This is a genomic window from Microcoleus sp. PH2017_24_DOB_U_A, assembly GCF_020738205.1.
Classification (GTDB): Bacteria; Cyanobacteriota; Cyanobacteriia; order Cyanobacteriales; family Microcoleaceae; genus Microcoleus.
Genome location: NZ_JAEQCT010000044.1, coordinates 40,470 through 63,484 on the forward strand (window position 1 = coordinate 40,470; position 23,015 = coordinate 63,484).

General features: G+C 44.2%; 26 protein-coding genes. 16 read left to right on the top strand and 10 right to left on the bottom strand.

The genetic code is table 11. The annotated features are described in order from the left end of the window. Nucleotides 1-212 precede the first annotated feature (212 nt). A complete protein-coding gene (locus JGK07_RS13000) occupies nucleotides 213-2,081 on the top strand; it encodes a 3-oxoacyl-[acyl-carrier-protein] synthase III C-terminal domain-containing protein (RefSeq protein WP_293241941.1) in 1,869 nt (622 codons plus the stop codon). Then, nucleotides 2,081-3,007: a hypothetical protein gene (locus JGK07_RS13005; protein ID WP_293181885.1), complete on the top strand. Its 927-nt coding sequence runs from the start codon at nucleotides 2,081-2,083 to the stop codon at nucleotides 3,005-3,007. Before JGK07_RS13000 ends, JGK07_RS13005 begins: the two co-directional genes overlap by 1 nt. Nucleotides 3,008-3,406: 399 nt before the next feature. On the opposite strand, the gene JGK07_RS13010 is transcribed toward JGK07_RS13005, so the two are convergent. Continuing rightward, nucleotides 3,407-3,544 carry a hypothetical protein gene (locus JGK07_RS13010; RefSeq protein WP_293181883.1) on the bottom strand — a complete coding sequence of 46 codons (138 nt, stop codon included), beginning with the start codon at nucleotides 3,542-3,544 and terminating at the stop codon, nucleotides 3,407-3,409. A 315-nt stretch (nucleotides 3,545-3,859) separates the two neighbouring features. On the opposite strand from JGK07_RS13010, the gene msrA reads away from it, so the two are divergent. From msrA to JGK07_RS13030, 4 genes are all read left to right on the top strand, one after another. After that, a complete protein-coding gene (gene msrA, locus JGK07_RS13015) occupies nucleotides 3,860-4,513 on the top strand; it encodes a peptide-methionine (S)-S-oxide reductase MsrA (RefSeq protein ID WP_293191671.1) in 654 nt (217 codons plus the stop codon). Nucleotides 4,514-4,824: 311 nt separating this feature from the next. Next, the gene (locus JGK07_RS13020; protein WP_293191669.1) at nucleotides 4,825-5,154 is read left to right on the top strand and encodes a hypothetical protein; all 330 of its coding nucleotides are present in this window, start codon (nucleotides 4,825-4,827) and stop codon (nucleotides 5,152-5,154) included. A 35-nt stretch (nucleotides 5,155-5,189) separates the two neighbouring features. Then, nucleotides 5,190-5,531, top strand: coding sequence for a YtxH domain-containing protein (locus JGK07_RS13025; RefSeq protein ID WP_293181877.1), 342 nt, complete (start codon nucleotides 5,190-5,192; stop codon nucleotides 5,529-5,531). Between the two features lie 103 nt (nucleotides 5,532-5,634). After that, nucleotides 5,635-6,213: a DUF948 domain-containing protein gene (locus JGK07_RS13030; RefSeq protein ID WP_293224779.1), complete on the top strand. Its 579-nt coding sequence runs from the start codon at nucleotides 5,635-5,637 to the stop codon at nucleotides 6,211-6,213. Nucleotides 6,214-6,381: 168 nt separating this feature from the next. Here the strand turns inward: JGK07_RS13030 and JGK07_RS13035 are convergent, their stop codons facing one another. Next, a complete protein-coding gene (locus JGK07_RS13035) occupies nucleotides 6,382-6,882 on the bottom strand; it encodes a DNA-binding response regulator (RefSeq protein WP_293224777.1) in 501 nt (166 codons plus the stop codon). A 630-nt stretch (nucleotides 6,883-7,512) separates the two neighbouring features. On the opposite strand from JGK07_RS13035, the gene JGK07_RS13040 reads away from it, so the two are divergent. Genes JGK07_RS13040 through JGK07_RS13055 form a run of 4 tightly spaced genes read left to right on the top strand, consistent with a single transcriptional unit; the run spans nucleotide 7,513 to nucleotide 12,378 of the window. Further along, nucleotides 7,513-8,904 carry an FHA domain-containing protein gene (locus tag JGK07_RS13040; RefSeq protein WP_293224775.1) on the top strand — a complete coding sequence of 464 codons (1,392 nt, stop codon included), beginning with the start codon at nucleotides 7,513-7,515 and terminating at the stop codon, nucleotides 8,902-8,904. 27 nt (nucleotides 8,905-8,931) lie between these two features. Continuing rightward, on the top strand, nucleotides 8,932-10,443 hold the full coding sequence (locus JGK07_RS13045; protein ID WP_293224773.1) for a caspase family protein: 1,512 nt from the start codon (nucleotides 8,932-8,934) through the stop codon (nucleotides 10,441-10,443). 25 nt (nucleotides 10,444-10,468) lie between these two features. Continuing rightward, nucleotides 10,469-11,617, top strand: coding sequence for an IMS domain-containing protein (locus JGK07_RS13050; protein ID WP_293224771.1), 1,149 nt, complete (start codon nucleotides 10,469-10,471; stop codon nucleotides 11,615-11,617). Between the two features lie 2 nt (nucleotides 11,618-11,619). Then, a complete protein-coding gene (locus JGK07_RS13055) occupies nucleotides 11,620-12,378 on the top strand; it encodes a D-alanyl-D-alanine carboxypeptidase family protein (protein WP_293212075.1) in 759 nt (252 codons plus the stop codon). Between the two features lie 119 nt (nucleotides 12,379-12,497). Here JGK07_RS13055 and JGK07_RS13060 read toward each other — a convergent pair whose 3' ends face one another. The 5 genes from JGK07_RS13060 to argB all read right to left on the bottom strand — a co-directional run bounded on the left by JGK07_RS13060 (nucleotide 12,498) and on the right by argB (nucleotide 15,127). Further along, on the bottom strand, nucleotides 12,498-12,761 hold the full coding sequence (locus JGK07_RS13060) for a DUF4926 domain-containing protein (protein WP_293212076.1): 264 nt from the start codon (nucleotides 12,759-12,761) through the stop codon (nucleotides 12,498-12,500). Continuing rightward, a complete protein-coding gene (locus JGK07_RS13065) occupies nucleotides 12,745-13,089 on the bottom strand; it encodes a DUF6883 domain-containing protein (protein ID WP_293181858.1) in 345 nt (114 codons plus the stop codon). The genes JGK07_RS13060 and JGK07_RS13065 overlap by 17 nt, the downstream gene beginning before the upstream one ends. A gap of 153 nt (nucleotides 13,090-13,242) precedes the next feature. Continuing rightward, the gene (locus tag JGK07_RS13070) at nucleotides 13,243-13,587 is read right to left on the bottom strand and encodes a DUF5615 family PIN-like protein (RefSeq protein ID WP_293241934.1); all 345 of its coding nucleotides are present in this window, start codon (nucleotides 13,585-13,587) and stop codon (nucleotides 13,243-13,245) included. Then, nucleotides 13,584-13,877: a DUF433 domain-containing protein gene (locus tag JGK07_RS13075; RefSeq protein ID WP_096828231.1), complete on the bottom strand. Its 294-nt coding sequence runs from the start codon at nucleotides 13,875-13,877 to the stop codon at nucleotides 13,584-13,586. Before JGK07_RS13075 ends, JGK07_RS13070 begins: the two co-directional genes overlap by 4 nt. 350 nt (nucleotides 13,878-14,227) lie before the next feature. Further along, a complete protein-coding gene (argB, locus tag JGK07_RS13080; protein ID WP_293218506.1) occupies nucleotides 14,228-15,127 on the bottom strand; it encodes an acetylglutamate kinase in 900 nt (299 codons plus the stop codon). A 287-nt stretch (nucleotides 15,128-15,414) separates the two neighbouring features. Between argB and JGK07_RS13085 the strand changes: the two genes are divergently transcribed. Next, nucleotides 15,415-16,206 (top strand): HAD family hydrolase, encoded by a 792-nt coding sequence (locus tag JGK07_RS13085; RefSeq protein ID WP_293181840.1) that lies wholly within the window; start codon nucleotides 15,415-15,417, stop codon nucleotides 16,204-16,206. A 522-nt stretch (nucleotides 16,207-16,728) separates the two neighbouring features. On the opposite strand, the gene mreD is transcribed toward JGK07_RS13085, so the two are convergent. The 3 genes from mreD to JGK07_RS13100 form a co-directional block, all read right to left on the bottom strand. Next, entirely contained in the window at nucleotides 16,729-17,295 is a 567-nt protein-coding gene (gene mreD, locus JGK07_RS13090; RefSeq protein ID WP_293181838.1) for a rod shape-determining protein MreD, read from the bottom strand. Then, nucleotides 17,292-18,098 carry a rod shape-determining protein MreC gene (gene mreC, locus JGK07_RS13095; protein WP_293181836.1) on the bottom strand — a complete coding sequence of 269 codons (807 nt, stop codon included), beginning with the start codon at nucleotides 18,096-18,098 and terminating at the stop codon, nucleotides 17,292-17,294. The genes mreD and mreC overlap by 4 nt, the downstream gene beginning before the upstream one ends. Nucleotides 18,099-18,185: 87 nt before the next feature. Next, nucleotides 18,186-19,193 carry a rod shape-determining protein gene (locus tag JGK07_RS13100; RefSeq protein WP_293181959.1) on the bottom strand — a complete coding sequence of 336 codons (1,008 nt, stop codon included), beginning with the start codon at nucleotides 19,191-19,193 and terminating at the stop codon, nucleotides 18,186-18,188. Between the two features lie 330 nt (nucleotides 19,194-19,523). Here JGK07_RS13100 and JGK07_RS13105 point away from each other — a divergent pair, with 330 nt between their 5' ends. The 5 genes from JGK07_RS13105 to JGK07_RS13125 all read left to right on the top strand — a co-directional run bounded on the left by JGK07_RS13105 (nucleotide 19,524) and on the right by JGK07_RS13125 (nucleotide 23,003). Continuing rightward, nucleotides 19,524-19,883, top strand: a complete 360-nt coding sequence (locus JGK07_RS13105) for a single-stranded DNA-binding protein (protein ID WP_293181834.1) — start codon at nucleotides 19,524-19,526, stop codon at nucleotides 19,881-19,883. Between the two features lie 48 nt (nucleotides 19,884-19,931). Then, entirely contained in the window at nucleotides 19,932-20,453 is a 522-nt protein-coding gene (locus JGK07_RS13110) for a tetratricopeptide repeat protein (protein WP_293181957.1), read from the top strand. 92 nt (nucleotides 20,454-20,545) lie between these two features. Beyond that, complete coding sequence (locus tag JGK07_RS13115; protein ID WP_293181832.1) at nucleotides 20,546-21,151, top strand: hypothetical protein; 606 nt, start codon at nucleotides 20,546-20,548, stop codon at nucleotides 21,149-21,151. A gap of 215 nt (nucleotides 21,152-21,366) precedes the next feature. Beyond that, nucleotides 21,367-21,525, top strand: coding sequence for a hypothetical protein (locus JGK07_RS13120; protein WP_293181830.1), 159 nt, complete (start codon nucleotides 21,367-21,369; stop codon nucleotides 21,523-21,525). A gap of 173 nt (nucleotides 21,526-21,698) precedes the next feature. Beyond that, nucleotides 21,699-23,003, top strand: coding sequence for a metallopeptidase TldD-related protein (locus JGK07_RS13125; protein ID WP_293181828.1), 1,305 nt, complete (start codon nucleotides 21,699-21,701; stop codon nucleotides 23,001-23,003). Nucleotides 23,004-23,015 lie beyond the last annotated feature (12 nt).

The following is a 23,015-nucleotide window of genomic DNA, read 5'->3' on the forward strand; positions in this document are numbered from 1 at the left end:
TGACAGTTGACAGTTGACAGTTGACAGTTTGAGAGCGGCCTCTACCCTTAAGTCCGAGGATTGGAGTAATGAATAGTCTGATTTTAATTTCTCCCGATCGGGCGGGCTTTCAACCAATTCTTTCTGGTTAAATTGATTTACACTCACTTACTTACTTACTTACTTAACAAACAACGAACTCGACTAAATTAGTATTTTGAGAGGTTTAGGGTATGCACAGCGCTTATATCAATCGGATTGGGAAATTTTTGCCGGGAGAAGCGATTAATAATGATGAGATGGAGGAGTATCTAGGCAAAATTGCCGATCGCCCTTCGAGAGTCAGACAGCGCATTCTCAACAGTAACGGGATTAAACTGCGCTATTACGCGATCGACAAACAGCAGCAAACACTCTATTCTAACAGCCAAATGGCAGCGTTTGCTGTCCGGGATGCGATCGCCCAGGCAAATTTGGAACCAGGGGCGATCGACTTATTAGCCTGCGCCACCACTTTACCAGACTTATTAGTACCAGGATTTGCCAGCACAGTACATGGGGAACTTTCCGAACTATCTCCCCTAGAAATAGTTTCAACTCAAGGAGTTTGCTGTGCGGGAGTTACCGCCTTAAATTACGCCACATCTCAACTCGAACTCGGCAAAAAACAAACAGCAATCGCCGTAGCCTCGGAATTTCCCTCGCGCCTGTTCAAAAATAGTAAATTTGAAACAGAAACATCAGTCCAAGCCGGAAAACCCCTACCTTTCGATACAGAATTTCTGCGTTGGATGCTATCCGACGGCGCCGGAGCATTTTTGCTCCAAAACCATCCGAATGCCTCAGGAATTAGCTTAAAAATAGAATGGATTGAATTGATTTCTCACGCTAATGCTTATCCAGTTTGTATGTATTCAGGATTAGCAAACGAAACATCAACCAAAAGCTGGTTAGATTATTCATCCTACCTCGATGCAGCCACAGCCGGAGCCTTTGACTTGCGGCAAAATATTCGCTTGCTAGACAATGTAATGAAATTAGGCGTTGAAGGTTGGCTGAGCTTGATTAAAACAGGGAGAGTTTGTCCGCAGGAAATTGACTGGCTGCTGTGCCACTATTCCTCTCACTTTTTCCGGGGACAAATTGTCGAACTTTTGGAACAAGCAGGCTGCATGATTCCCGAAGAAAAATGGTTTACTAACTTGTACTCGCGGGGAAATACAGGCTGTGCAGCGATTTATTTAATGTTAGAGGAATTGTTCAACTCTGGCAAATTGCAGCCCGGACAAAAAATCTTTTGTTTTGTTCCGGAAAGTGGTCGCTTTACAACGGCATACATGATGTTAACTGTTGTGGAAAGCACGAATAAATCTATGACTTCTCAAAGTTTTCAATCCATTGATGTTCCCGAAGCTTCGCCTCTCGAAAGTGTTAAACCGGAAATATTTTACTCTCCGCAAGCTTATTTGTTGCGGGAGTTAGCCTGGATTTGGCTGAGATTCGATCGCGAAATTCGTTCCGTTCCCATTGTCCGCAAATTGTACCGAGGAGAGTTTACCATAGAAGACTATCAAGCTTTGCTGTGCAATCTCCGCCCACAAGTTGTGGAGGGATCTCGCTGGATTGCGCGCGCGGCTTCTAACATGACTGACTTTCGTTTGCGATCGACTTTTATAGGACACGCCCAAGACGAACACCGCGACTATCAAATGCTCGAACGGAATTATGTTTCTGTCGGAGGCGAGTTGTCAAAAATTGTGGAATATGATAAGAATATTGGCAGCGAAGCACTGTCAGCTTTTATCTTCCACCAAGCATCGCGGGAAAATCCGGTTGATTTAATTGGCAGTATGTTTATCATCGAAGGATTGGGAAATCGGTTGGCGGGAAAGTGGGCAAAAGAAATCAAAGAAACTCTCGGTTTGCAAGACGAACAAGTATCATTTTTAGCTTATCACGGAGCTAATGACGAGTCGCATCTAGCGAAATTAGAAAATTTGATTAATGCCGAATGGATGACGGATGATATCGCCCGCCGCATTGTCAAAACCGCCCGCGTTACTGCTCGTTTATATTTGCTGCAATTGGAGGAAATCCGCTAATGCAAAAGCTGCAAAAACAAGATATCAAAACTCTTCCCGACGAGCAGAAAGTCCCTTACGCTACCAAACCGTACAACCGCCGAGATCCGAATGTTTGGGATGTCCTGTTTTGCGATCGGTCAATTCCCGTCGATTTAGTTGCAAAAGCATATATGATGCGGGATTTGCAAAACTGGACTCGCAATTATTTGCTCATCCCGATCAAAATAATTGCTAACTTGTTGCTAGCGGTAATTATGATCGCAAAGCGTTTGTTGCCCTTTCAATTTCGCGCTTACACTTTAATGCACAAATCGGCTGCATTTTTCCTAAATAACTTTGTCTCGCCCGAAGCTTGTTATTTAATTGTGCGGCACATCAGCATCGGTTCCAACATTATCAACTTCTTAATTGACAACGGCCCGGACACCGAGATTGAAAAGTCAAAACTTTATCCGCGTACAGTTAGCGATTTAGCAGAAAATGCCTTTCTCGAACACGATTTAATTTTGTATAACTTTGTCTGGGATTACAACCAGGCAATGCTGACAAATCCCAACTGGTTGCAGCTTGTCCAAAAACGCGGAATTAATTATGATAGCATTCAACCTGTAACAGTTGCAATAGATTTTGAAAGGCCGAGGTGGCTGAGGATTTTGGATTTAGAATCTGCGATCGAATTGTTTAAAGTATTTTATTCTCTCTGTTTGACTAGCGACGAATTTGCGCGAGCAGTAATGTCGCTTCAGTTAGATGAAAACTTCGGAGTGTACGTCAGCGAGATTACCGGAAATCATGACTGGAATCATGTAATTGTCAACCGCCATCCGCTAGCACCAAACAGTCCGTTTAATGCAGCACGAGACTTGTTTTTGCACGGAATAATTTCGGAATATCTCTATCGGTATTTAGAACTACAAAAAGAGATGAGCATTGCTGAAAATTAGGGTGCATCAGCTCTCGAATAAAAACACTCAAATAGGTTCGTAGTGAGGACTTCAGTCCGCATAATTTCAAGATAACTAAATGCCTCACTACAAAAAAATTTACTAAGGATAATTGAGTGATATGATATAATACCATTTATAAAAAATGTGGCAACTATAAAATTGTTGGCCGGAGTGAAACGGAGGGTTGTTTAGTTCACCTAATGTGTAAGGTGCGTCGCCCCACCGATTTTTACTCTTTTTTAGAGATTGTCGAGGGATCCACACCCTACATATACTCTTGCATTAATTTGGCAAATTGGTATAATTTGATTTGCTGAATCATCGAAAACCTCTAAGCTGAGCCACCCAACAAGTTGCCAAACATTCTTGATTTTAAGATAAAATCAATAAAAAATCTCAAGCCAGTGCTAGCTGTGGTTGTTCTGCTAATTTCGACAAATCATGATAGATCACAATCCACTTACCTGTAATCGGATCGCGGTAAGTAATAAATGGATTAGATTTTAAAGGTTTATTGCAAGGTTTAGCTGCCATTTCTACACACTCCAAATAAATCGTATTGAATAATTCTACAACGCCATACTTTTAATGATCGCCTGTTTTGCAGAATATCCGGGTGATTGTTGCCTCAACAACAGGTGATATTTCAGGCATTTTTTGGTGACAGATAGCACTATGTAGTGTGATTGAAAAATTCATTTATAGTGAGCGGTATCACAAAAAAACTCCGAAAAACAATTCTGCCTCGTGCCTTTTATCGTCTATCTTCAAAAGGCCGACTATTTTCCGCAAAAATCTGATATTATTAAGTAAGGTAAAGACGTTTATCAGAGATCTCCTCACAAACTTATGGCGCTATTTGGATTTGGCAAAAAGTCGAGTCTGCCGTCTCCCCAAGACGCATTGCCGGGGCGGGCAGAGTTGATGCCGGTACCGGCAACTCACTTTGTTAATGGCAATCCCCTCAAGCCTCCGTTTCCAAACGGCATGGAAACTGCCATGTTTGGCCTGGGCTGTTTTTGGGGCGCGGAACGCAAATTTTGGCAGGAAAAAGGTGTTTTTTCGACTGCGGTTGGCTACGCTGCGGGGATTACTCCGAATCCTACTTACAATGAAGTTTGCAGCGGGATGACGGGACATAATGAAGTTGTTTTGGTTGTGTTCGATCCGAAAGTAATTAGTTACGAAACGCTGCTAAAGGTTTTTTGGGAAAGCCACAATCCGACTCAGGGAATGCGGCAGGGTAATGATTCGGGTACTCAATATCGATCGGGCATTTACACGTATTCAGCCAGCCAAAAGCAGCTAGCTGAGGCTTCGCGGGATGCTTACCAGACAGCTTTGACGCCTGCTGGTTACGGTAAGATTACGACTGAAATTATTGATGCTCCTGAGTTTTATTACGCGGAAAGCTATCACCAGCAGTATCTTGCTAAAAACCCGAACGGTTATTGCGGTTTGGGCGGTACTAAGGTTTGTTTGCCGGCGATGTCTCAGGCTTGAGGTTTTATCCCGATTGATGGGGACACAATCAGGTTCGTTGGTGTCAATTTAAGATAAGACGTAGTGCAGATTTGCTGTCTGACGATTAAGGCCTGATCCCCCCTAGCCCCCCTTAAGAAGGGGGGGACAGGAAGTTATCAAAGTCCCCCTTATTAAGGGGGATTTAGGGGGATCTTGCCTCAGATAAAAGCGAGATTTCTCAGGCTTCAGACTTGATTTGACACTAATGAACACTGCTGTGTCGCTACAACATAGGGCTATAATTTCGCCACAAACAGCGGAATATGTTAATAATTGAAAATAGGTAAGAAATGCTGACGGCTGTTGTAATTATCAATTTAATGATATCTGTGATCGGTTTTTATATAGCTGCGAGAGTGTGGAAAATTAGACGGACGATCGCACGTTTTGAAGTTCGGATCGCAGCAATCGAGCGCTGTAGCAGCAATGTCCTCGCAAAATCGCCGAATTTCTTGGCTAAAAGGCAGCAAGGTGCTCACCAATTACGGCGCGATTATCAACAACTGGAATCGCAACTGCAACAGGTTCAGCAACTTTTGGGATTGCTGGGTTTGGGGCGGATGCTTTGGCTCAGGCGCGATTCCCTACGGGATAGCTTCGCTTCACGACCTTTGAGGTAAGGTATCCTAAAGTTGTATGGAGAGAAGTTATAAAAATGTCAAGTAAACGTTCGGGATTATTTATTGGCGGTCTGTTGGTGGGTTCGGCGATCGGGGCCGTGACTGGCTTGCTGATGGCACCGCGAACGGGCAAGGAGACGCGGCAGATATTGAAAAAATCGGCCGATGCTTTGCCGGAGTTGGCGGAGGATTTATCGACTAGCGTCCAATTGCAAGCCGATCGACTTTCGGAGACTGCACTGCGAAATTGGGACGAAACTTTGGTTAGACTCAAGGAGGCGATCGCCGCCGGTTTAGAAGCGACTCAGCGCGAACGTCAAACACTGTCGGAAACTGAAGTCGAAGTGACTCCCCCATCGCGCCCTCCCGTCCGCTAACAAGGTCAGGATCAACCAAAAATAAGGTATTTTAATCATTGTGAGTCGATCGCAATCATTGATTTACTGCAACACTTAGGTCAGCCCCAAATCCGAGATTCAAGTGAGTGACCCTATATTCTGGCTAGGACTTTCGATTTTGCTAGTGGCAGTTAGCCTAACTGCTGTTTTAGTGACTTTAATACCTGCGGTGCAAGCGCTAGCAAGGGCAGCCCGCAGCGTGGAAAAGCTGGCTGACACGCTTGCGCGCGAGTTTCCGCCAACTTTGGAGGCGATTCGGTTGACGGGGCTGGAAATTAGCGAGTTGACGGATGATGTCAGCGATGGGGTGCAAAGTGCGGGGGAGGTTGTCAAACAAGTCGATCGCAGTATTGGTAGCGCGAAGAAGCAGGCGCAAAACGTGCAGGTGACAACTCGCAGCGTGGTGACGGGGATTAAGGCTGCTTGGAAAACTTTAACTCGGAAGCCGCCGATTTCTGGGACAAATCGCCGATCTGATCGATTGTCGCAGAGTCAAAGAAGCGCGATTTCGCTGAGGGATTCGGGTTTGGATGACAGGTATTCTGGGGGTTACGCTGCGGGTGCGGGTAATGGCGAATCGCCACGGTTGAGGAATGGCGAGGGTTCTGGTTTGCCGGCGGATGCTGAAGATTTTGAGCAAGTGCGATCGGGCGATTCTTGATGTTTTGGATAGTAGATCAAGGAAGCCTCGGCGGTTGAAACCGCGCGTATATCAAGGAAGCCTCGGCGGTTGAAACCGCGGCTATACAAACGATGTCCGCCTCCGCGGACTAAGAGAAGAGAGGGTTGATTTGTTTGTGGGATTTGTTTGGGTTGTGCGATCGCACATCTAGTCTTTTTGATCCAAGTCTTCGGTTTTTGGAGTCTCTGAAGTTGAGGGGAATTCTAGTCTGATGTTGATGTCAATTGATACTGTACTTTCTTTAAAACCTATATTAACTATTTTTACCAATGCTTCTGTTGGCAAAGAATTATTCATTTTAAATTCAGAAGAAGACAGAGTTTTAAATCCTGCTTCCTGTAGCCGATCGCAAATATTGCGCCAATTTCCTACAGGTTCGTTAGGTAAATCTGCCAGTTGTTTAACATATTGATATAAAGTTTTGCATAGATAAACCTCAGCACTTTTGGGAGTCTGAAACATTTTTTTAGCTATTTCGGCGGGACTGCAACCGGAAAGTAGTCCTCGGAGATAGAGCTTTTCAGTGTCTGTGAGTCCTCTGCGCGATCGGGGAGAGATTTGCCGTTTAGCTTCTGCGAAAGCTTCGTAAAGCCTTTCTAAGTCCCAGTTTTGGGCTGCTTCGGCAAATAAGTCTTCTTTTTGTGCCATTTTCAGATTTTATGATATTTAGCTAACGCTAGCATAACCGAAATTGCTAATGTTCGTTAGTTGACTTTTTATTTTGTATGGAGTAATGTTAAATACATCAGAGATTGTTAAGTTTGTTTAAGCGGTGAGACGCCGAGTAGAAATACTCAGATTCAGCAATGGGCGCGATCGCTGCAACGAACCTCAAAGCTAATATCTGCGAACGTCAGACGGCGCTGGATAAAGTTTTGTAACAAAAAACCAGTATTTTGCATAAAACTTGGGGACTGAGCCTGATAGATAAATAGAGCTTGAGAAGTACCGCTACTGTTGCGGTTCGTCGGGGCTTAGGGTGCATTAGGGCGATCGTTTCAATTAATCTCAAAACTACTATCTCCGAACGTCAGACGGTGCTAGGTAAAGTTTTATAACAAAAAAGCAGTATTTTGCATAAAACTTGCGGACTCAGGCTGATAGCTATATGGAAGTTCACAAGAACCTAGGGCAGCTAAGAAAAATTAGGGAGGACAACCCTTTTAAACTCAGTTTGTGTCTTACTTTTGGGGCTATTGGTGGTAATAATTCCACAGATGGCTGACTGAGACAGGCTCTAGATGATCTGAAAAATCTATTAAACTCTAACCAAAATTCATGCAACTCAAACTTAAGTTAGAACAAACTGGTCAAAGTTGGACGCTGAAGCCAAACGGTAGGGAGTACGTTATTGGCAGTGGCTCAGACTGCGACATTCCTCTACCCAACGTTAATGTTGTGGACACACACCATCTGAAATTAAGTTTTAACCAATCTACCAATACTTGGCACGTCTGCGACTTAGGCAGTAAAAATGGCACTTTCGTTGATAGTCAGCCGATAACTGATTACTCGATCAAAGCTGAAACACGAATTGTGATCGCTGGTGGAGTTTTATTGGTGGCAACACCTGTAGATAACAGCGTGAATGTAACTCAACAACAGACATCACAACCAACTGTTAATCAGAGTAAACCAGTGTCAGCACAGACAATTCCAAGTCCGTCAATCTACTCTCCATCCATACCAATATCGCCTCCTGCTACCGTACCGCCACAAAGTTCACAAAGAATTTCACAAGAGCCCGATCGAAAGTTAATTCGAGCCTATTTTGAATGCTTAAGAAAACGCAATAATGCGGCAGTAGTCCTGGAAAGCATTATCAAAAAAGTGGTAGACGACTTTATAGCATCTATCAAGGAAAAGCGATTGCCTCTAGATGGAATTTTGGTCTATGTTTTCATGATGTTAATAATTATTACACTTTTCATTAATACTTGGTACACATTTTTTCTAAGTATTATTGCAGTCATTTTATATAATTTCAAAACTCTGCGTCCCCCAATATCAGACGAGCAAATTCAGAAATGGCTAGAATACGATCTGCAACAACTGATTGATATTGGTCAGCAGGAATTGAGAATTGTGGAAGGAAATGGGGAAGATATCGGAAATATAATTGACGGCAAACCGATACGGCTGTTCAGTGGAGTTAGTCAGAAACTAAGCGATTCTAATTTTATTAATTGGAAAGAACTAATAGATACTGTAGGCATAAGTGATTATTTTTGCGAACCCGGAATTGACAAAAATAATAAATATAGCATTTATGACTTTATTGCGATATTTCCGTGTAAAAACTTCATAGCATATTACAGATGTAAGTGGAATTTTATCAGAGGAACCTCATTAAGAGATGAAACTTGTGAGTACCTTTATGATAGTATTGTGTCTGTAAAAACGATCGAAATTTCTTCATCAAATGTTTCACATTTACTAAAAGTTAGTAAAGAGATATATGGAGAAGCAATTCTGATTACGACTACAGATAGCAAGGAAGTTATATTCCCTATAATTGATATTCGCATGATTTCGGAATCAAGTTCAAGATCTTATAATTCAACTGCCAGAGATGCAGCTCACAACATTCGCCAGCAGGTGAGACAAAGAAAACCTGGTTTTATCAGAACAGAATCAATGAGCGAACGACGCCAGAGTCTTTTTGATTAAATAAACTAACTTGGAGAATCACTAAAGATGTCTAATACTTTCAACCATGGCTATGCACTACTCATTGGTGTTGGTGAATGTGCTAACTATAAAAACTGGTCGCTTCCCGTTACTGTCAAAGACATTAATGCACTTAAATTTATCCTCACAGATCCCAATTTCTGCTGCTACCCAGACAATCAGCAACACATCCGTTTACTTCACGATACTAAAGCTACACGCGATCAAATTTTGGGCGGTTTAGTCTGGTTGCAAGAACAAGCTGCGAAAGACTCAGAAGCCACTATTTTTGTGTATTTTTCCGGTCACGGCTTACTTCACGATACTGGTAAATACTATCTAATAACGCACGATGTCGAGCCTTTCGACATCCCAAACACTACGCTTTCGGCTGAAGATTTTAATAGTGCATTACGCCAAATTCAAGCTAAGCGACTGTTCGTTGTAATTGACAGTTGTCACGCACGGGGGATGGCAAGTGCTAAAAGTGAAGAAGCTGTAATGAAACTGCCATCTGGTTTTGTACAAACTGCACCGCCTAAAGAGATAACTGCTAACCTCAGTCAAGGTAAAGGACGAGCGGTTTTTACATCCTGCGATGGAGGGGAACAATCTTACATTCGTACTGATCGTAAGATGAGTATCTACACTTATCATCTGATTGAGGCCTTGCAAGGTGCAGGAAATCAGCCTCACGATACAAGTGTGTGTCTTTCTAATATTATGAATTATTTAGCAAAAGCTGTGCCGGAAAGCACCCAGATTCAATGCAACGCTAAACAAACGCCTAATTTCGACATTTCTAGCGAGGACTTTGCTGTTGCTGTTGCTATGTTGCAAGGTGGCAAAAGTTTGCCAGTAGATGGATGGGAAGCAGTGAAGGAAAAAACGGCTGAGAAGATGAATCAAATTATTCAAGCAGGCGATCGCAGTATAGCATCTAGTGGTGGTGTGGTAGGAAATCAGGGAACAAATACAGGAAATATAGCTCTTGGAGGTGATATTCACAATAATCAAACTGGAACTATTTATAATACTCAAGGTGGAAAAATGAACGTGGAAAATCGCAGCGGTGACACTTATAATCAGCAGGATTCTACTAATTACAATACTCAAGGGGCTAAGTTTGACGGTGATGTTCAATTTGGCGATCGCAATTTTTATCAAACCCCTGAAAAACCAAAAGTAGGTTTTGACAACCTTGTTAAAGGAATTTTTAACAGGTATCGATATTTAGAAAACCTGGAGCCTTACGATGCTGATGATGTCTGGAAAATGTTGCGATCGGCTTCTCCAGAAGAATTTGGCTCTTTTGAATTAAAAGTGTTTAAGTTGGTCGTCAGTTACTGCTGTTATTATTGCAAACGCCGTCTTACACAATCAACAGAATATAAGCATTTTGGAGAAATTGACTATTATCAAAGAGCAAATGAATTATCGCGAGAAGGAAATTTAAGATGGAGCAGTCATCGGTTAAGTTCTATCATTAAAGCCACACAAATGGCTGAAATTATCAAAAGTATAGAGTTAAATAATTAGGAAGTATCTAAAGGAATAGTGGTTTATGCAAAATCAGAGCCAAGGAATACCTTATCGCATTGTGTTAAGCAATCGCCAGGGGCGAGGCTTTTCTGAGCCAGAAGTGACAGAATTTTTGCGACAAGTGCTGCCACAATTGGCACAGTTGCACGATCAGGGATTGGTACACGGCGCTATTTCTCTGGATACTTTCGTACAAGAGAAAGTGAGTTTAAAAGCGGTTTTAGTTCAGGCTAGTAGTTTTGTCATTTCTAGTTATGTGGCACCGGAGCAATTGCAGACAGGGCAAGTGAGTTTTGCCGGAGATATTTATGCTTTAGGAGTAACAATAATTGTGCTATTGACAGGGAAAAGTTCTGAAGTTTTGCGAAATTATGACGGGACTTGGAATTGGCAGGATGATTGCGTAGTTAGCGACCAATTAGTGATGGTTTTGGAAAGGGCGATCGCACCTCAACCTCAGTATCGCTATGCTAATGCCGCGCAAATGCTCCAAGCAATGAATCCAACTCCTGCAAATGTTATTGCATATCCGGTACAAAACACTTACCAATCGGTACAACCTACATATGTGTCACAACCTCAAGAAAAACCTAAATTACTGCCGTGGCAGTGGGGATTAATCGGGGCAGGAAGTGCAGCTTTAATTGCACTAGCAGCCTTTGGTTTGACCACCTTGTTAACTTCTAAGAAAACTCCAGAAATATTTGCTACACCAGATTCATCTCCCCCTCCCGTTAGCCAATCCGTACCGCAGACTTCCCCTAACCCTGTTCCGCAAGCAAACAGTCTCACCAAAGAAGAATCTGTTAATTTAATTAAGAGTTGGCAGCAAGCAAAGTCAAGGATTTTCGGCCCTCCCTTCGATCGCCAATTAGCAGCTAGCCTCACAACTGGAAAAGTTTATGAAGATATTGTCAAACCAGAAGGTTCGATCGATTGGCTGCAAAAAAATAATGCTTATTATCAATTCCGCAAGCAAGAGGCACAAGCTACTGGCTACTTTAACCAGGTTGGTTCGATCGCCGAAGTGGAGGTTTCTATCGCAGAAGATTATACTCTCTATATTAACGGAGCAATCGATAAATCCGAGACTAATTTGAAAACTTATAGATTTATACTAAATCTCGAAAACGGTACTTGGAAAATAGCTGATAGACAAGCAAAAGATTAGTTATGAAATTATTTAATTTGCCTTGGTTTCGTTGGGCTTCGATAATTATTCTCAGCGCGGTAGCAGTGGTTTTCGCTACCCTAACAATCAGACAGTTGTTAGACCATTACTCAGCAGTGCAGACTCCTGTAGCAACTAAAAATTATCCAGCAGTTCCCGAACAGCCAGCTTTAAATCCAGCACCTAGTATTAACACATCTCCGCCAATGTTGCCCAGCACTCAAATAGATAAAGAACCAAAGTACGGTCATTTTCCCTATGCAGAAGCCGATCGCACTAAATTGATGACAGTTGCTAGTTATGCCCAGCAGGAGTATCAACGATTTGAGCAACTAGATAAAGAAGCCGCGTTGCAATTGATGAAGATGATTTATGCAGCACGGGATCTAGGAGTTTGGATTGTTCCTGTATCAGGTTTTCGCGATTTTGCCAATCAAGAATTGCTATTCAAAAATCAGATTCAAAAACGCGGTTCACCTGAAGAAGCTGCTAAAATGAGTGCACCTCCCGGTCATAGCGAACATCACACTGGTTATGCTGTAGATTTAGCAGATGGTTCCTTTCCAAAGCAGGATATCACCTATGAATTTGAAAAAAGTAAGGCTTACCAATGGCTGAGCGTTCATGCCAAAGAGTTTGGTTTTGAAATATCTTTTCCTGCTAACAATACTCAAGGAGTAAGTTATGAGCCGTGGCATTGGCGTTTTATTGGTTCGCCTCGCGCTGCTGAGGTTTTTGCAGTCAGTAGAAATTATCGCTAGTTTATACAACTACTAATTACAAACAGTTAAAATCGCCGCTCTCCCCTTTCCAAAGGGCGATCGCCCTTATTGTCCGAAAGTGCGATCGCCCTTATCGAACTTCTATTCCCCTCACATTCCTAAGCAACTGCAAGTTCATATTGCAGAACTAAAATTTCATCTGCCTTCAAAATAGCCATAGCATATTCAATCCCTTGACTATCAGCAAACTCCACTAAATACTGACATTCCCTTCCCGTATCATACACTTCGACAATAGTTCCCACAAGTCCTACTGGCAAACTAGAAACAGATTCGTATTCCGGTTCCACTAGCGTTAATCGCGTATTTGAAACCGGCTTGAGAATCGCCACAGAATCCAAAAGTCTAAAGTTTTTTATCATGGTTTAAAAAAGCTGAAATCAAACGAGGGTTAGAATTAGTCAAAGTAATTTCCCAGATTGTCCGAAGCTCAATCCCCGCTGTATCGGGTACAGTCCAATCAACTTTAAACTGTTGCCCAAAATCAGTAGTATTTTCTTGGACAACTTCACCTTCAATGGCTGCTTTTTGAATAAGCTCTTGCAAAACTTCTGCATTGTTAGCCGTGATTCCCAAAACCGATGCAAAGACTCTGGCTTTGTGTTTTCCGCGAGAATGCTCTGGATTTAAGCAGTAGCCGACTAGCTTTTGCAGAGAAACTTCAGCCCGATCGCCATTGGGTAGTTTCATTATAACTCCTGCTCACCCCCTAATTATTTTCAATTTTTATTGTAAGGTATATGCTTTGTCGCTGTGCGATCGCCCTTATTGTCCGAAAGTGCGATCGCCTTTCCCATGTCGAATCCCAAAGGACGATCGCTCATTTTTCAATAGACGCTCAATTTACACATATAAAAGCTGATTGGCGATTTCATCAGCCGTCAACGTATTTAATAGAATAGCAACCCGTTGGACAATCTCATAGGCGTTCTTTTGAGGAGTCACAATAATTCCAGAATGTTCCCATCCTTCTGTCATATATTCTAGGTGTAATCGCTCAAAATCCACACGATTGTGAGTGAGCAAACATCGATCGACAGATGCAGCATAAGCCAATTGTTGATTATCCAATTGACTCAACATTCCCTGTTCGCTCGTTGTCGTCACATCAAAACCCCTAGCCCGCAGCAAAGTCGCTACCAGCCTAAAAACATCTTCATCTGTATGAATAGTTGCAAATAGTTTCACGGTTTTTTCATGGCAGCTTTCACAGCAGGATGAATCAATTCTTCGGGAATTCGATTGCGCTCAATATAAGTATTTATTTCTTCCTGGTTATCCAAATAAAAGCTCAGTGCGTCAAAAATTTGAGCTAATTTCAGATGAGGTAAGTGCATCGGGATTTCTTCAGGAGTAATACCCAAACGCCACAATTCCACGATCGCACGAACGGAAGTTCTCGTTCCTGCGATAATTGGTTCCCCTTGCAAGATTTCAGGGTGACGTGCGACATAACGCGAAGCAGATTGTGTAGTCATGGGAAATTAACCGGACACATTAATCTTGATTATAACTTACGCTAAAACTCGGTTTCCTTGATTACACTTTAACATAACTTAAAAGAAGCGAATTTAGCTTGTCTAAGTCAGGCAAGTCGGCATCTATAAAAACTCGTCAAAGCTCGATCGCGATCTAGAAGCTTTGATTGCGGCGGGCATCCCGCGTCATTTATTCAAAATACTGACTGACAACGATGATATAGATTTGAAGCCAGTAACGCAATACCTCAAAGCAGTTTCATAATGCCTTGAGTGTAGCGCAATTGTTTCTTTTTCCCAAAGGACGATCGCACTTATTGTCCGAAAGTGCGATCGCCCTTCAATACATTTTACTTCGTTGCACCGTATCCCGAAGCAACAATCATCGACCCAATACCCGAATCGCTGAAAATTTCTTGCAGCAAAGCGTGTTCCAGGCGACCATCAATAATATGAGCAGCCTTAACGCCCTGAGCTAAACTCCGCACGCAACAATTAACCTTCGGAATCATCCCCCCAGAAACAATCCCAGACTCAATTAACTGTCGGGCCTCTTGAATATCTAACTTCACAATCAAACTGTCTGGGTTGTGATAATCCTCCAAAATTCCCGCAGTATCAGTCATCAAAATTAACTTTTCTGCTCCCAAACCAGCCGCAATCTCTCCAGCCACCGTGTCAGCATTAATATTGTAAGATTGACCGTTTTCGTCCGCAGCCACACTCGACACCACCGGAATATATCCGCTGTTGACCAAAGACTCCAAAATCTGGATTTTTACGCCGCTGACTTCGCCCACAAACCCAATCCCCTCCCGGCCATCTGGACGAGCTTGAATCAGATTGCCATCAATGCCGCACAACCCTACTGCCTTGCCACCAGCTTGGTTAATTAACGAAACAATTTCCTTATTCACCTTCCCCACCAAAACCATCTCCACGACTTCCATCGTCGCGGCATCAGTCACCCTCAAACCATCCTTAAATTGCGGCTCAATGCCCAGCTTTTCCAGCCAAATATTAATTTCCGGGCCTCCACCGTGAACCACCACCGGACGCATCCCCACGCAGGATAGCAGCACAATATCTCGGATTACCTTTTCTTTGAGACGGCCATCCTTCATTGCCGCGCCGCCGTATTTGACCACAATCGTGCGGCCGGCAAACTGTTGAATGTAAGGCAGTGCTTCTGAAAGCACCTGAACCCGATTGGTTTCTACGTTCCGCGCAAAATCGCTGTGTTTGAGCATATGAGGACAAATGGCTAAAAACTTAAGTCTAAAGTTTAATGTCTCCAGCTATCATCAACAAATGCAAAAAGAATGAAGAAGTCATTAGTCAGTAGTCATTAGTCATTAGTCAGCAGGCAGATTAATGCCCCATTCCATGCCCGATCGCCCGTTGGCGCAGCCCTCGAAGAGGATCCCGAATTTAAATAGGTTTTCTTAATAATCTAAGTTTAATCTTTCTATTCTAACTTATACAATTCTTGCTAAAGTAAATAAATGTATCGCTACCCAGATTTACTTAACCTTTTATGTTAACTGCTGTCACACCGGACTCCGAAAACCTTCAGTACAAGCTACCATCAGACGCTGACTCGTCCCCCCGGATGACCGTATTTTGCGATTTAGACGGGCCTATTGTCGATGTGTCCGATCGCTATTACACAACCTATCAACAGGGATTAAGCGACACCCAAGCAGCCTACGCGGCCCAGGGAATCAACCTCAAACTCCAAATTCTCAGCAAACAGCAGTTTTGGCAAATGAAGCAAAACCGAGTGCCCGATGCTGAAATAGCCAAAAGTTCCGGCTTGTCGGGAGAAGAAATTCACATTTTTCTCGGATGCGTGAGTCGGATTGTCAATCAGCCAGACTTGTTGCACTTAGATCGCATCCAGCCAGGAGTACAATGGGCGATCGCACTTCTGCATTCTCGCGGCGTGCGGCTGATTTTAGTCACCTTGCGGCCGAGAAATCAAGCCGTTCAACTATTGCAAAATTACGGTTTAGCCAGACTGTTTACCAGCATTCGCGGCACTCAGATGCCGGATGCTGCATATCACAACTATACAGCCTTAAAAACTGAATTGTTGGCTGAAGTTGCAGAAGAATTTGAGTCATCCCTGAACTCGGCTTGGATGATCGGAGATACCGAAGCAGATATCCTCGCCGGACAAGCATTGGGAATACCTACAATTGCCGTTACCTGCGGCATTCGCAGCCGCTATCAACTGCAAAAGCACCAGCCGAATTTCATTCTTAGCGACTTGATTATTGCCGTTCATCACTTATTAGGTTCAGCACCACAAGTGATAGTAGACTGACTACAGTCTTGGACGCATTCCGAATTTTATAAACCGGGTTTTTTACCGAATCAGTGGGCTGATTAGAAGTATTTTCGTAAAAAACCCGGTTTCTCGCTACCCGTGTGTAAGCCCCAATTAAGCTAACTAATAGACCTCTTGCATAAGTCTTCGATCGATCCTTCAACCGCAGATTTCAGACAGATAAACACAGATAAACGCAGATAATTTCAGGGTGTTTTCCGATTTTTGCAAGAGGTCTAATGAAAACTGCCAACTGTTAACTGTCAACTGTCAACTGAGAGAGAGAGAGGGCGGGCACGCTGACGGGTGTAGTTTTTTGGTAAAAGCCTTATCCCATAAGAGTTTGAGATTTTAAGAGGCAAAAGCCCAAAACCTTTGCACTGTCTAGATTTGCTGGGTTTTGCCAGGGGAAAACCTACACCTGTCAGGGGCGGGAACGGGGGGCACCGCCCCTACCAACTGTCAACTGTCAACTGTCAACTGTCAACTGTCAACTGTCAACTGTCAACTGTCAACTGACTAAGATTTTTCTAATTTCTTTGTCATTTCCCACAAGCGATTGAGGGGAAAATAAATCACCGGAGCCCAAAGACTGCTGAGAATAGCAGAACACAAAGCCACACGCTGGTGATAACTCCAAATGTCCAGTAAAGCCCGATCGCCCATAGCGAAAAATTGCAGGCCCATCACCGTTTCCGCCACCACCGCCATCCCAAACACAATTAAGGCGATCGGAATCGGATCTCTCTCAACAATATCAGCCGGAATCGACCAGCTTTTCTGCAAAACAACAGTTAAGACACCGACAACAACTAGACTTACAGCATGGGTGGGATGAGGAGCAGTCATCGCATCTTGAAGAAACCCCAAAGCCATACCCATGCTAGCAGCTCCCAAAACTGTACGCTTCCGCTTAATACTCCAAGCTACCAACCAAATTAACAGCCAATTCGGGCTAATTCCCAACAATTCCATTCCCGGCATCCGGGTGGGCAATATCAATATGCACAGCATCACAGAAACAAATGTAACGCCGAAGTTGAGAAATTGGCGCAATCGCGAAGACATCCGAGGTAAACGCTTCATTGCTGCTTTGCTCCCCCTGACGGTGCAGAAGATTCACCCTGCGAAGCCTTGAGTTCGGCTTGCTTATCGTGGGGGTAAACTACCCCCCATTCCAGAGAATTCATCGGTGCAGAAAACTCAACAATAGCTTCCGGGGCCGGAGTTTTATTCAGATCCACCGAAACCACTTTTCCCACCGGCAAACCAGCAGGAAATAACTGGCTGAAAGAAGAAGTTGAAACCACATCCCCAGGCTTGACATTGGGAACATTATCAAAAAACTCCATCACAGCCTGATTTCCGCCTTTACCGTGCATAAAACCCATGTTGCGACTGCGGGTAATTCCCACACCCAATTTACTTGTAGGGTCGCTAGCTAACAGCACCAAGCTAGTATTAGGAGTAACGCTGACAACCCGACCTACTAAACCGCCCGGGCCCATCACAGTAAAATCTGTTTTGATACCATCATTACTGCCGCGCCCCAAAGTTACTTGCTGCCACCAGTGGTCAGCACTGCGGCCGACAATAGGAGCGACAATCCCTTTAGATTTCTTAGCAGACACGTAACCTACAAGCTCTTTTAGCTTCTGATTTTGAGTTTCTAATTCTAATACCTGTGCTTGCAATTCTTGAGTGCGCGCCGAGATGAGCTGCTCTTGACCAGAACCGTTGGCGTGAAACGGACGAGTCACCCAATTGTAAACTTCAAATAGTGCAGCACCTTGTGTTTGTCGAACTCCCCAAGCGGCTGTTACAGCTAAACCTAAAAGAGCAATTTGTAGACGCAGATCCCACCACCTGCGGAGTGTGTTTTTTAGCATAATCTCACTAATCTAAAATTGTTATGTCAGGATTTTAGATTTTAGATGGCAGCCCTAGTTCTAAATCCAAAATCCCAAATTTGTTAACTACATATTGCGTGACGACTGCCCGCTGAAAACCCGTTCCAACTGTTTGTTTTCCAAGACCCTACCGGTTCCCAAAACTACGCAGCACAGAGGATCTGCTGCCACGTGAGTGACAATTCCTGTTTCGTGACTGATCAGAGTATCTAAACCTTTCATCAGCGCCCCACCACCGGCCAGCATAATTCCTCTGTCAATAATATCTGCTGCTAATTCCGGGGGAGTGCGTTCCAAAGTACGCTTGACGGCTTCCACGATTACTGAAAGAGGTTCCGACATACTTTCGCGAATTTCTGGGCCTTTGATCGTAACAGTTCGTGGCAAACCGGAGAGCAAGTGCAACCCACGCACTTCCATCATCACGTCGTCATCCTGTGGAGTTGGATATGCTGAACCAACCTGAATTTTAATTTCTTCAGCAGTACGTTCGCCGATCACCAAATTGTGAACTTTTTTCATGTATTGGACGATCGCCTCATTGAGTTCATCGCCCGCCACCCGGACTGACTCACTGATCACCGTACCTTGCAAACTCAAAACCGCAACTTCCGTCGTACCCCCACCGATATCTATAATCATATTGCCAGTCGCCTCAGCCACAGGCAGTCCAGCCCCGATCGCCGCAGCGATAGGTTCATCAATTAACCGTACTTCTCTAGCACCAGCTTGAGTAGCCGCCTCAATGACAGCCCGCCTCTCGACTCCAGTGACACCGCTGGGGATGCCAATAATGATCCGCGGCGAAACTAAGCTTTTGCCTTCGTGAACCCTGCGGATAAAAGTCTTGAGCATGAGTTCGGCAGTATCGAAGTCGGCGATTACCCCGTCACGCAGCGGGCGCAGTGCTATGACGTTCCCAGGCGTGCGCCCGAGCATTTTTTTAGCATCTTCTCCAACCGCCAGCGGTATTTTTAAGTCTTGATCGATCGCCACTACGGACGGTTCTTGCAGAACAATACCTTTGCCGGATACATAAACGAGCGTGTTAGCAGTACCGAGGTCGATACCCATATCTCTAGATAAGGAAAATCGATTGAGAAGACCCACTGATTTGTACCCCCCCAAAACTAAAATACTAATGTGTGCAATAATGTTGTTACAAAAGTGTAACCGAGGTGGATTCTATTACGTTTTTCATCCTGAGTCTAGTCAGAAATGTACATTGTCGAGCATATGTTGAATTCAGGCTCGCCAATCATCCACAATAAATATGTTCTGGTAAGTGGGTGTAAAATCAGGATGAAGCCCTGATTCGCGCTGTTCCAAGTTAATTTTGGAGGATCTCGCCGTTCAGGGAGATTTTAACTACATCACCAATCGAGCACATTCCCGAAAAAATTTATGAGTCTTAATGTTGTGACTTTGGTCGGCCGCGTCGGTGGCGACCCGGACGTGAAGTATTTTGAGTCTGGTACAGTTAAGTGCAAGTTGACGCTAGCAGTGAGGAGGCGATCGACCAAGACCGACGAACCAGACTGGTTTACCCTCGAAATCTGGGGAAAAACAGCCCAAATTGCTGCTGACTACGTTCGCAAAGGTGCTCAAATAGGGGTAACAGGCTCTTTGAAGTTCGATCGCTGGCAAGATCGGAGCACCGGAGCAAATCGATCGATGCCTGTCATCAGAGTAGACCAGTTAGACTTACTGGGTTCCAAGCGTGACAACGAGTCCGGTATGTCGTCAAACAACAGCGAATTCTAGGGTTTGGGGAATTTGGTAAAATAATATTTGTCAATTGGGTGGGCGCTGGTGACTTCAGAAAAGTTAGAAATAGTTGAAACTGAGTACCAAGCTGGTCGAGTAGCTTTTGAGAGCGGCCGCTACGGTCAAGCTATCCAAAGTTTAGAAACAGCGACAGGTTTGGTCGATCGCACTTCCCGACTAGGTGGCGAGGTGCAGATGTGGCTGGTGACAGCCTACGAAGCCTCTGGCGACACAGAAAGGGCGATCGAGCTTTGCCGCAAACTCACCCGCCATCCCCGCCAAGAAACCCGCCAACAAGCAAAGCGCCTGCTATTCATTCTCGAAGCCCCCAAACTCAGTATCCCTGACGAATGGACAGTAAAAATTCCCGATTTAGCAGCTTTGGATGAGAATAAATCAATCAATTTTCAAGCCAATCCGAACGCTGATATCAAGTACGCCAAACCCAAGCCAGTTGTAGCCGAACCTGTAGATTTGAGTCAAGTTAATACGAAAGATAACAGGTTTATCTGGGTGGCGTTAATTGCGATAGTTTTGATTTTAGGTGGCTTATTTATCAATTATTAATCATTTGATTTGTGAAGGCGAGCTGCGCGACTTCTTTAAGAGGTTGGGGAGCTAACACAAGAACGTTTTACGTTATTCAGATAAGTTAAGCAATGCCTTTTAGCAGTTATAAAAGCATCAGCGCCGTCGCCAAGGAATTCCAGATTAATTACCTGCGGGATAACTTCATTGTCGAAACAGAATTTGCAGTCAGCGACATTTTTCGGAATGAATTAGAACTGATTTTCAATGAGGGAGTATTTGACAACTCGGAAATCGCCATTTGTGAAAATATCATTTATCCTGTTTTGAAAGAAGTTTGGAAAATTTATCGCAGTAATTTCCTCCTCTGGAGTCACCAAACCTTAGTCTACAATGAAAATTTGTCAGGGATTCCAGATTATATATTGGCAAAGCGCTCCAGCCTTGGGACAGTAGTTTTTGATAAGCCCTATTTCATCTTAGTTGAAGCCAAGAAAGAGAGCGCCTTTGATGAAGGATGGGGGCAGTGTTTAGCAGCAACGATCGCTGTGCAGCGACTGAACAATGAACCAGAACAAACTATCTTTGGGATTGTTTCTAATGGGGCAATGTGGCAATTTGGCAAGCTCAAATTAGAAATGTTTACTCAAAATAAAGTTTTCTATACAATTCAGGACTTAGAGCGACTGTTTGCAGCGGTTAACTATGTTTTTCAACAGTGCGAATTACAATTATAGAGGAATGAACTTCGGCTTGACGCGCGGGTATCGAGAAACCTGGTTTTTATCTAATACTTCGCTGTAGCCGACAGATTCGCGAAAAACCCAATTTCTAAGTTTTGACGCGTGGATGTCCAGAAACCAGAATTTTCTGACAATACTTCGCTGTAGCCGGTAGATTCGCGAAAAACCCGGTTTCTAAGTTTTTGCAAGGAACAACTGCTACTTTCGCAATGCTTGGACAGTTGTTAGCAAAGCAGGGATATTTTGACCAAGCTTTCAATTATTTACAGCAATCTTTGGAGATTTTACAGCATTTGCGATCGCCCGACGTGGAGACAGTGAACGAAATTATTGCTAGAGTTCAGCAGATGGCTGGAGATCGATCGTAAGTTTGCGCGCGCGATTTAGAAACCCGGTTTCTCGCGAATATCTCGTGAGGATGCGTAAAATCTCGTAGAAACCCGGTTTCTTCGACTAGGCGTGCGGGATTTAGAAACCCGGTTTCTGGCCACACCCAAAATCGCTAAAATAAAATAAAGACCAAACCAGAAAGGCGATTATTGTGAGCGATTCAACCATAGAGCAGATTTTGAAATTGGCAAGTCAGCGAGCGGATGCCGCTGAAGTATACTATCTGTCCAGTCAAGACACGCCGATCGAATTTGAGAACAATCGCCTCAAATCCCTCCAAACCAAAGCCCTCCGAGGCGTAGCACTCCGGCTGATTTACAATGGCAAAATCGGCTTTGCTAGTTCCACCGATTTAACCCGGATAGACGATTTAGTCGATGCAGCCATTCAAACCGCCGAAATCGGCGACCCCGCAGAATTTGAACTGGCTTCCGACTTCCACCTAAAAGGCCCGGAAACCACCTATACTCCGCCCACAACAGCCGAATTAGTCGAAAATGGCAAAAACCTCATCGAGCAAGTCCACGCCTACAATCCCGATATTATGGTAGATGTCGGCTTTCACGTCCGCCACGGCCGCGTGAAAATTGCCACGACGCGAGACGTGTATGCCGAAAGAAGCAGCCAAATAGTCAGCGGGACGATCGCAGGCAATTTGGTAGTAGGAGAAGACTTTATGCAAGCATACAGTTACGACGTAGCGCGCGATCGGGCGATCGACACCAACAGCATCCTGCAATCACTCCTCGAAAAATACCGCCTCGCCGAACATTCAGCCACCATCGCCAGCGGTTCCTACCCAGTATTATTTACCCCCAGAGCCGCCGCCAGCACCCTCGGAGGCCTCTTTGATACCATCCTTTCAGGTCAAGCAGTAGTTCAAAAAGCCTCTCCCCTAGCCGACAAAATCGGCGAAACCTTATTTGACGAACGCTTCACCTTTTTTGAAGACCCCACTTTGGGCCCATCTGCTTGTCCCTTTGACGACGAAGGAACCCCCACCACCCGCAAAGTCTTAATTGACAAAGGAACTGTCACCGGATTTTATTGGGATCGCAGGTGGGCTGCTCGCGCCGGTGTACGATCGACTGGCAACGGTTTTCGTGGCGGATTGTCTCGCCCGGGCCCAAACTTGACCAACTTCTGCATTTCCCCAGGAAACACCAGCACCCAAGACTTGATTGCTAGCATGGATGAAGGTCTCATAGTAGAACAAGTTTTAGGTGCCGGTCAGTCCAATCAGTTAGCTGGCGAATTTTCTGTCAACTTGGACTTAGGCTATAAAGTAGAAAAAGGCAAAATTGTCGGTCGCGTCAAGAATACAATGGTGGCAGGCAGTATTTTTGAAGCCTTTAAAAATTTGGCAGATTTAAGCAGCGAAGCCGAATGGGTAGGCGGTGGAGCATATTTACCGAGTATGCTATTTCAACAGTTGGGTGTAGCTTCGAGGCAATAAGTTCAGTGCGGT

Bases quoted from the DNA above. Each gene is read 5' to 3' on its own strand.
- JGK07_RS13040 (WP_293224775.1), top strand. From the start codon at position 7,513: ATGCAACTCAAACTTAAGTTAGAACAAACTGGTCAAAGTTGGACGCTG.
- JGK07_RS13120 (WP_293181830.1), top strand. From the start codon at position 21,367: ATGCTTGGACAGTTGTTAGCAAAGCAGGGATATTTTGACCAAGCTTTC.
- JGK07_RS13075 (WP_096828231.1), bottom strand. From the start codon at position 13,877: ATGACTACACAATCTGCTTCGCGTTATGTCGCACGTCACCCTGAAATC.
- JGK07_RS13055 (WP_293212075.1), top strand. From the start codon at position 11,620: ATGAAATTATTTAATTTGCCTTGGTTTCGTTGGGCTTCGATAATTATT.
- argB (WP_293218506.1), bottom strand. From the start codon at position 15,127: ATGCTCAAACACAGCGATTTTGCGCGGAACGTAGAAACCAATCGGGTT.
- JGK07_RS13035 (WP_293224777.1), bottom strand. From the start codon at position 6,882: ATGGCACAAAAAGAAGACTTATTTGCCGAAGCAGCCCAAAACTGGGAC.
- mreD (WP_293181838.1), bottom strand. From the start codon at position 17,295: ATGAAGCGTTTACCTCGGATGTCTTCGCGATTGCGCCAATTTCTCAAC.
- JGK07_RS13060 (WP_293212076.1), bottom strand. From the start codon at position 12,761: ATGATAAAAAACTTTAGACTTTTGGATTCTGTGGCGATTCTCAAGCCG.
- JGK07_RS13105 (WP_293181834.1), top strand. From the start codon at position 19,524: ATGAGTCTTAATGTTGTGACTTTGGTCGGCCGCGTCGGTGGCGACCCG.
- JGK07_RS13100 (WP_293181959.1), bottom strand. From the start codon at position 19,193: ATGGGTATCGACCTCGGTACTGCTAACACGCTCGTTTATGTATCCGGC.
- JGK07_RS13020 (WP_293191669.1), top strand. From the start codon at position 4,825: ATGCTGACGGCTGTTGTAATTATCAATTTAATGATATCTGTGATCGGT.
- JGK07_RS13010 (WP_293181883.1), bottom strand. From the start codon at position 3,544: ATGGCAGCTAAACCTTGCAATAAACCTTTAAAATCTAATCCATTTATT.
- mreC (WP_293181836.1), bottom strand. From the start codon at position 18,098: ATGCTAAAAAACACACTCCGCAGGTGGTGGGATCTGCGTCTACAAATT.
- JGK07_RS13000 (WP_293241941.1), top strand. From the start codon at position 213: ATGCACAGCGCTTATATCAATCGGATTGGGAAATTTTTGCCGGGAGAA.
- JGK07_RS13045 (WP_293224773.1), top strand. From the start codon at position 8,932: ATGTCTAATACTTTCAACCATGGCTATGCACTACTCATTGGTGTTGGT.
- JGK07_RS13085 (WP_293181840.1), top strand. From the start codon at position 15,415: ATGTTAACTGCTGTCACACCGGACTCCGAAAACCTTCAGTACAAGCTA.
- JGK07_RS13115 (WP_293181832.1), top strand. From the start codon at position 20,546: ATGCCTTTTAGCAGTTATAAAAGCATCAGCGCCGTCGCCAAGGAATTC.
- JGK07_RS13005 (WP_293181885.1), top strand. From the start codon at position 2,081: ATGCAAAAGCTGCAAAAACAAGATATCAAAACTCTTCCCGACGAGCAG.
- JGK07_RS13065 (WP_293181858.1), bottom strand. From the start codon at position 13,089: ATGAAACTACCCAATGGCGATCGGGCTGAAGTTTCTCTGCAAAAGCTA.
- msrA (WP_293191671.1), top strand. From the start codon at position 3,860: ATGGCGCTATTTGGATTTGGCAAAAAGTCGAGTCTGCCGTCTCCCCAA.
- JGK07_RS13050 (WP_293224771.1), top strand. From the start codon at position 10,469: ATGCAAAATCAGAGCCAAGGAATACCTTATCGCATTGTGTTAAGCAAT.
- JGK07_RS13025 (WP_293181877.1), top strand. From the start codon at position 5,190: ATGTCAAGTAAACGTTCGGGATTATTTATTGGCGGTCTGTTGGTGGGT.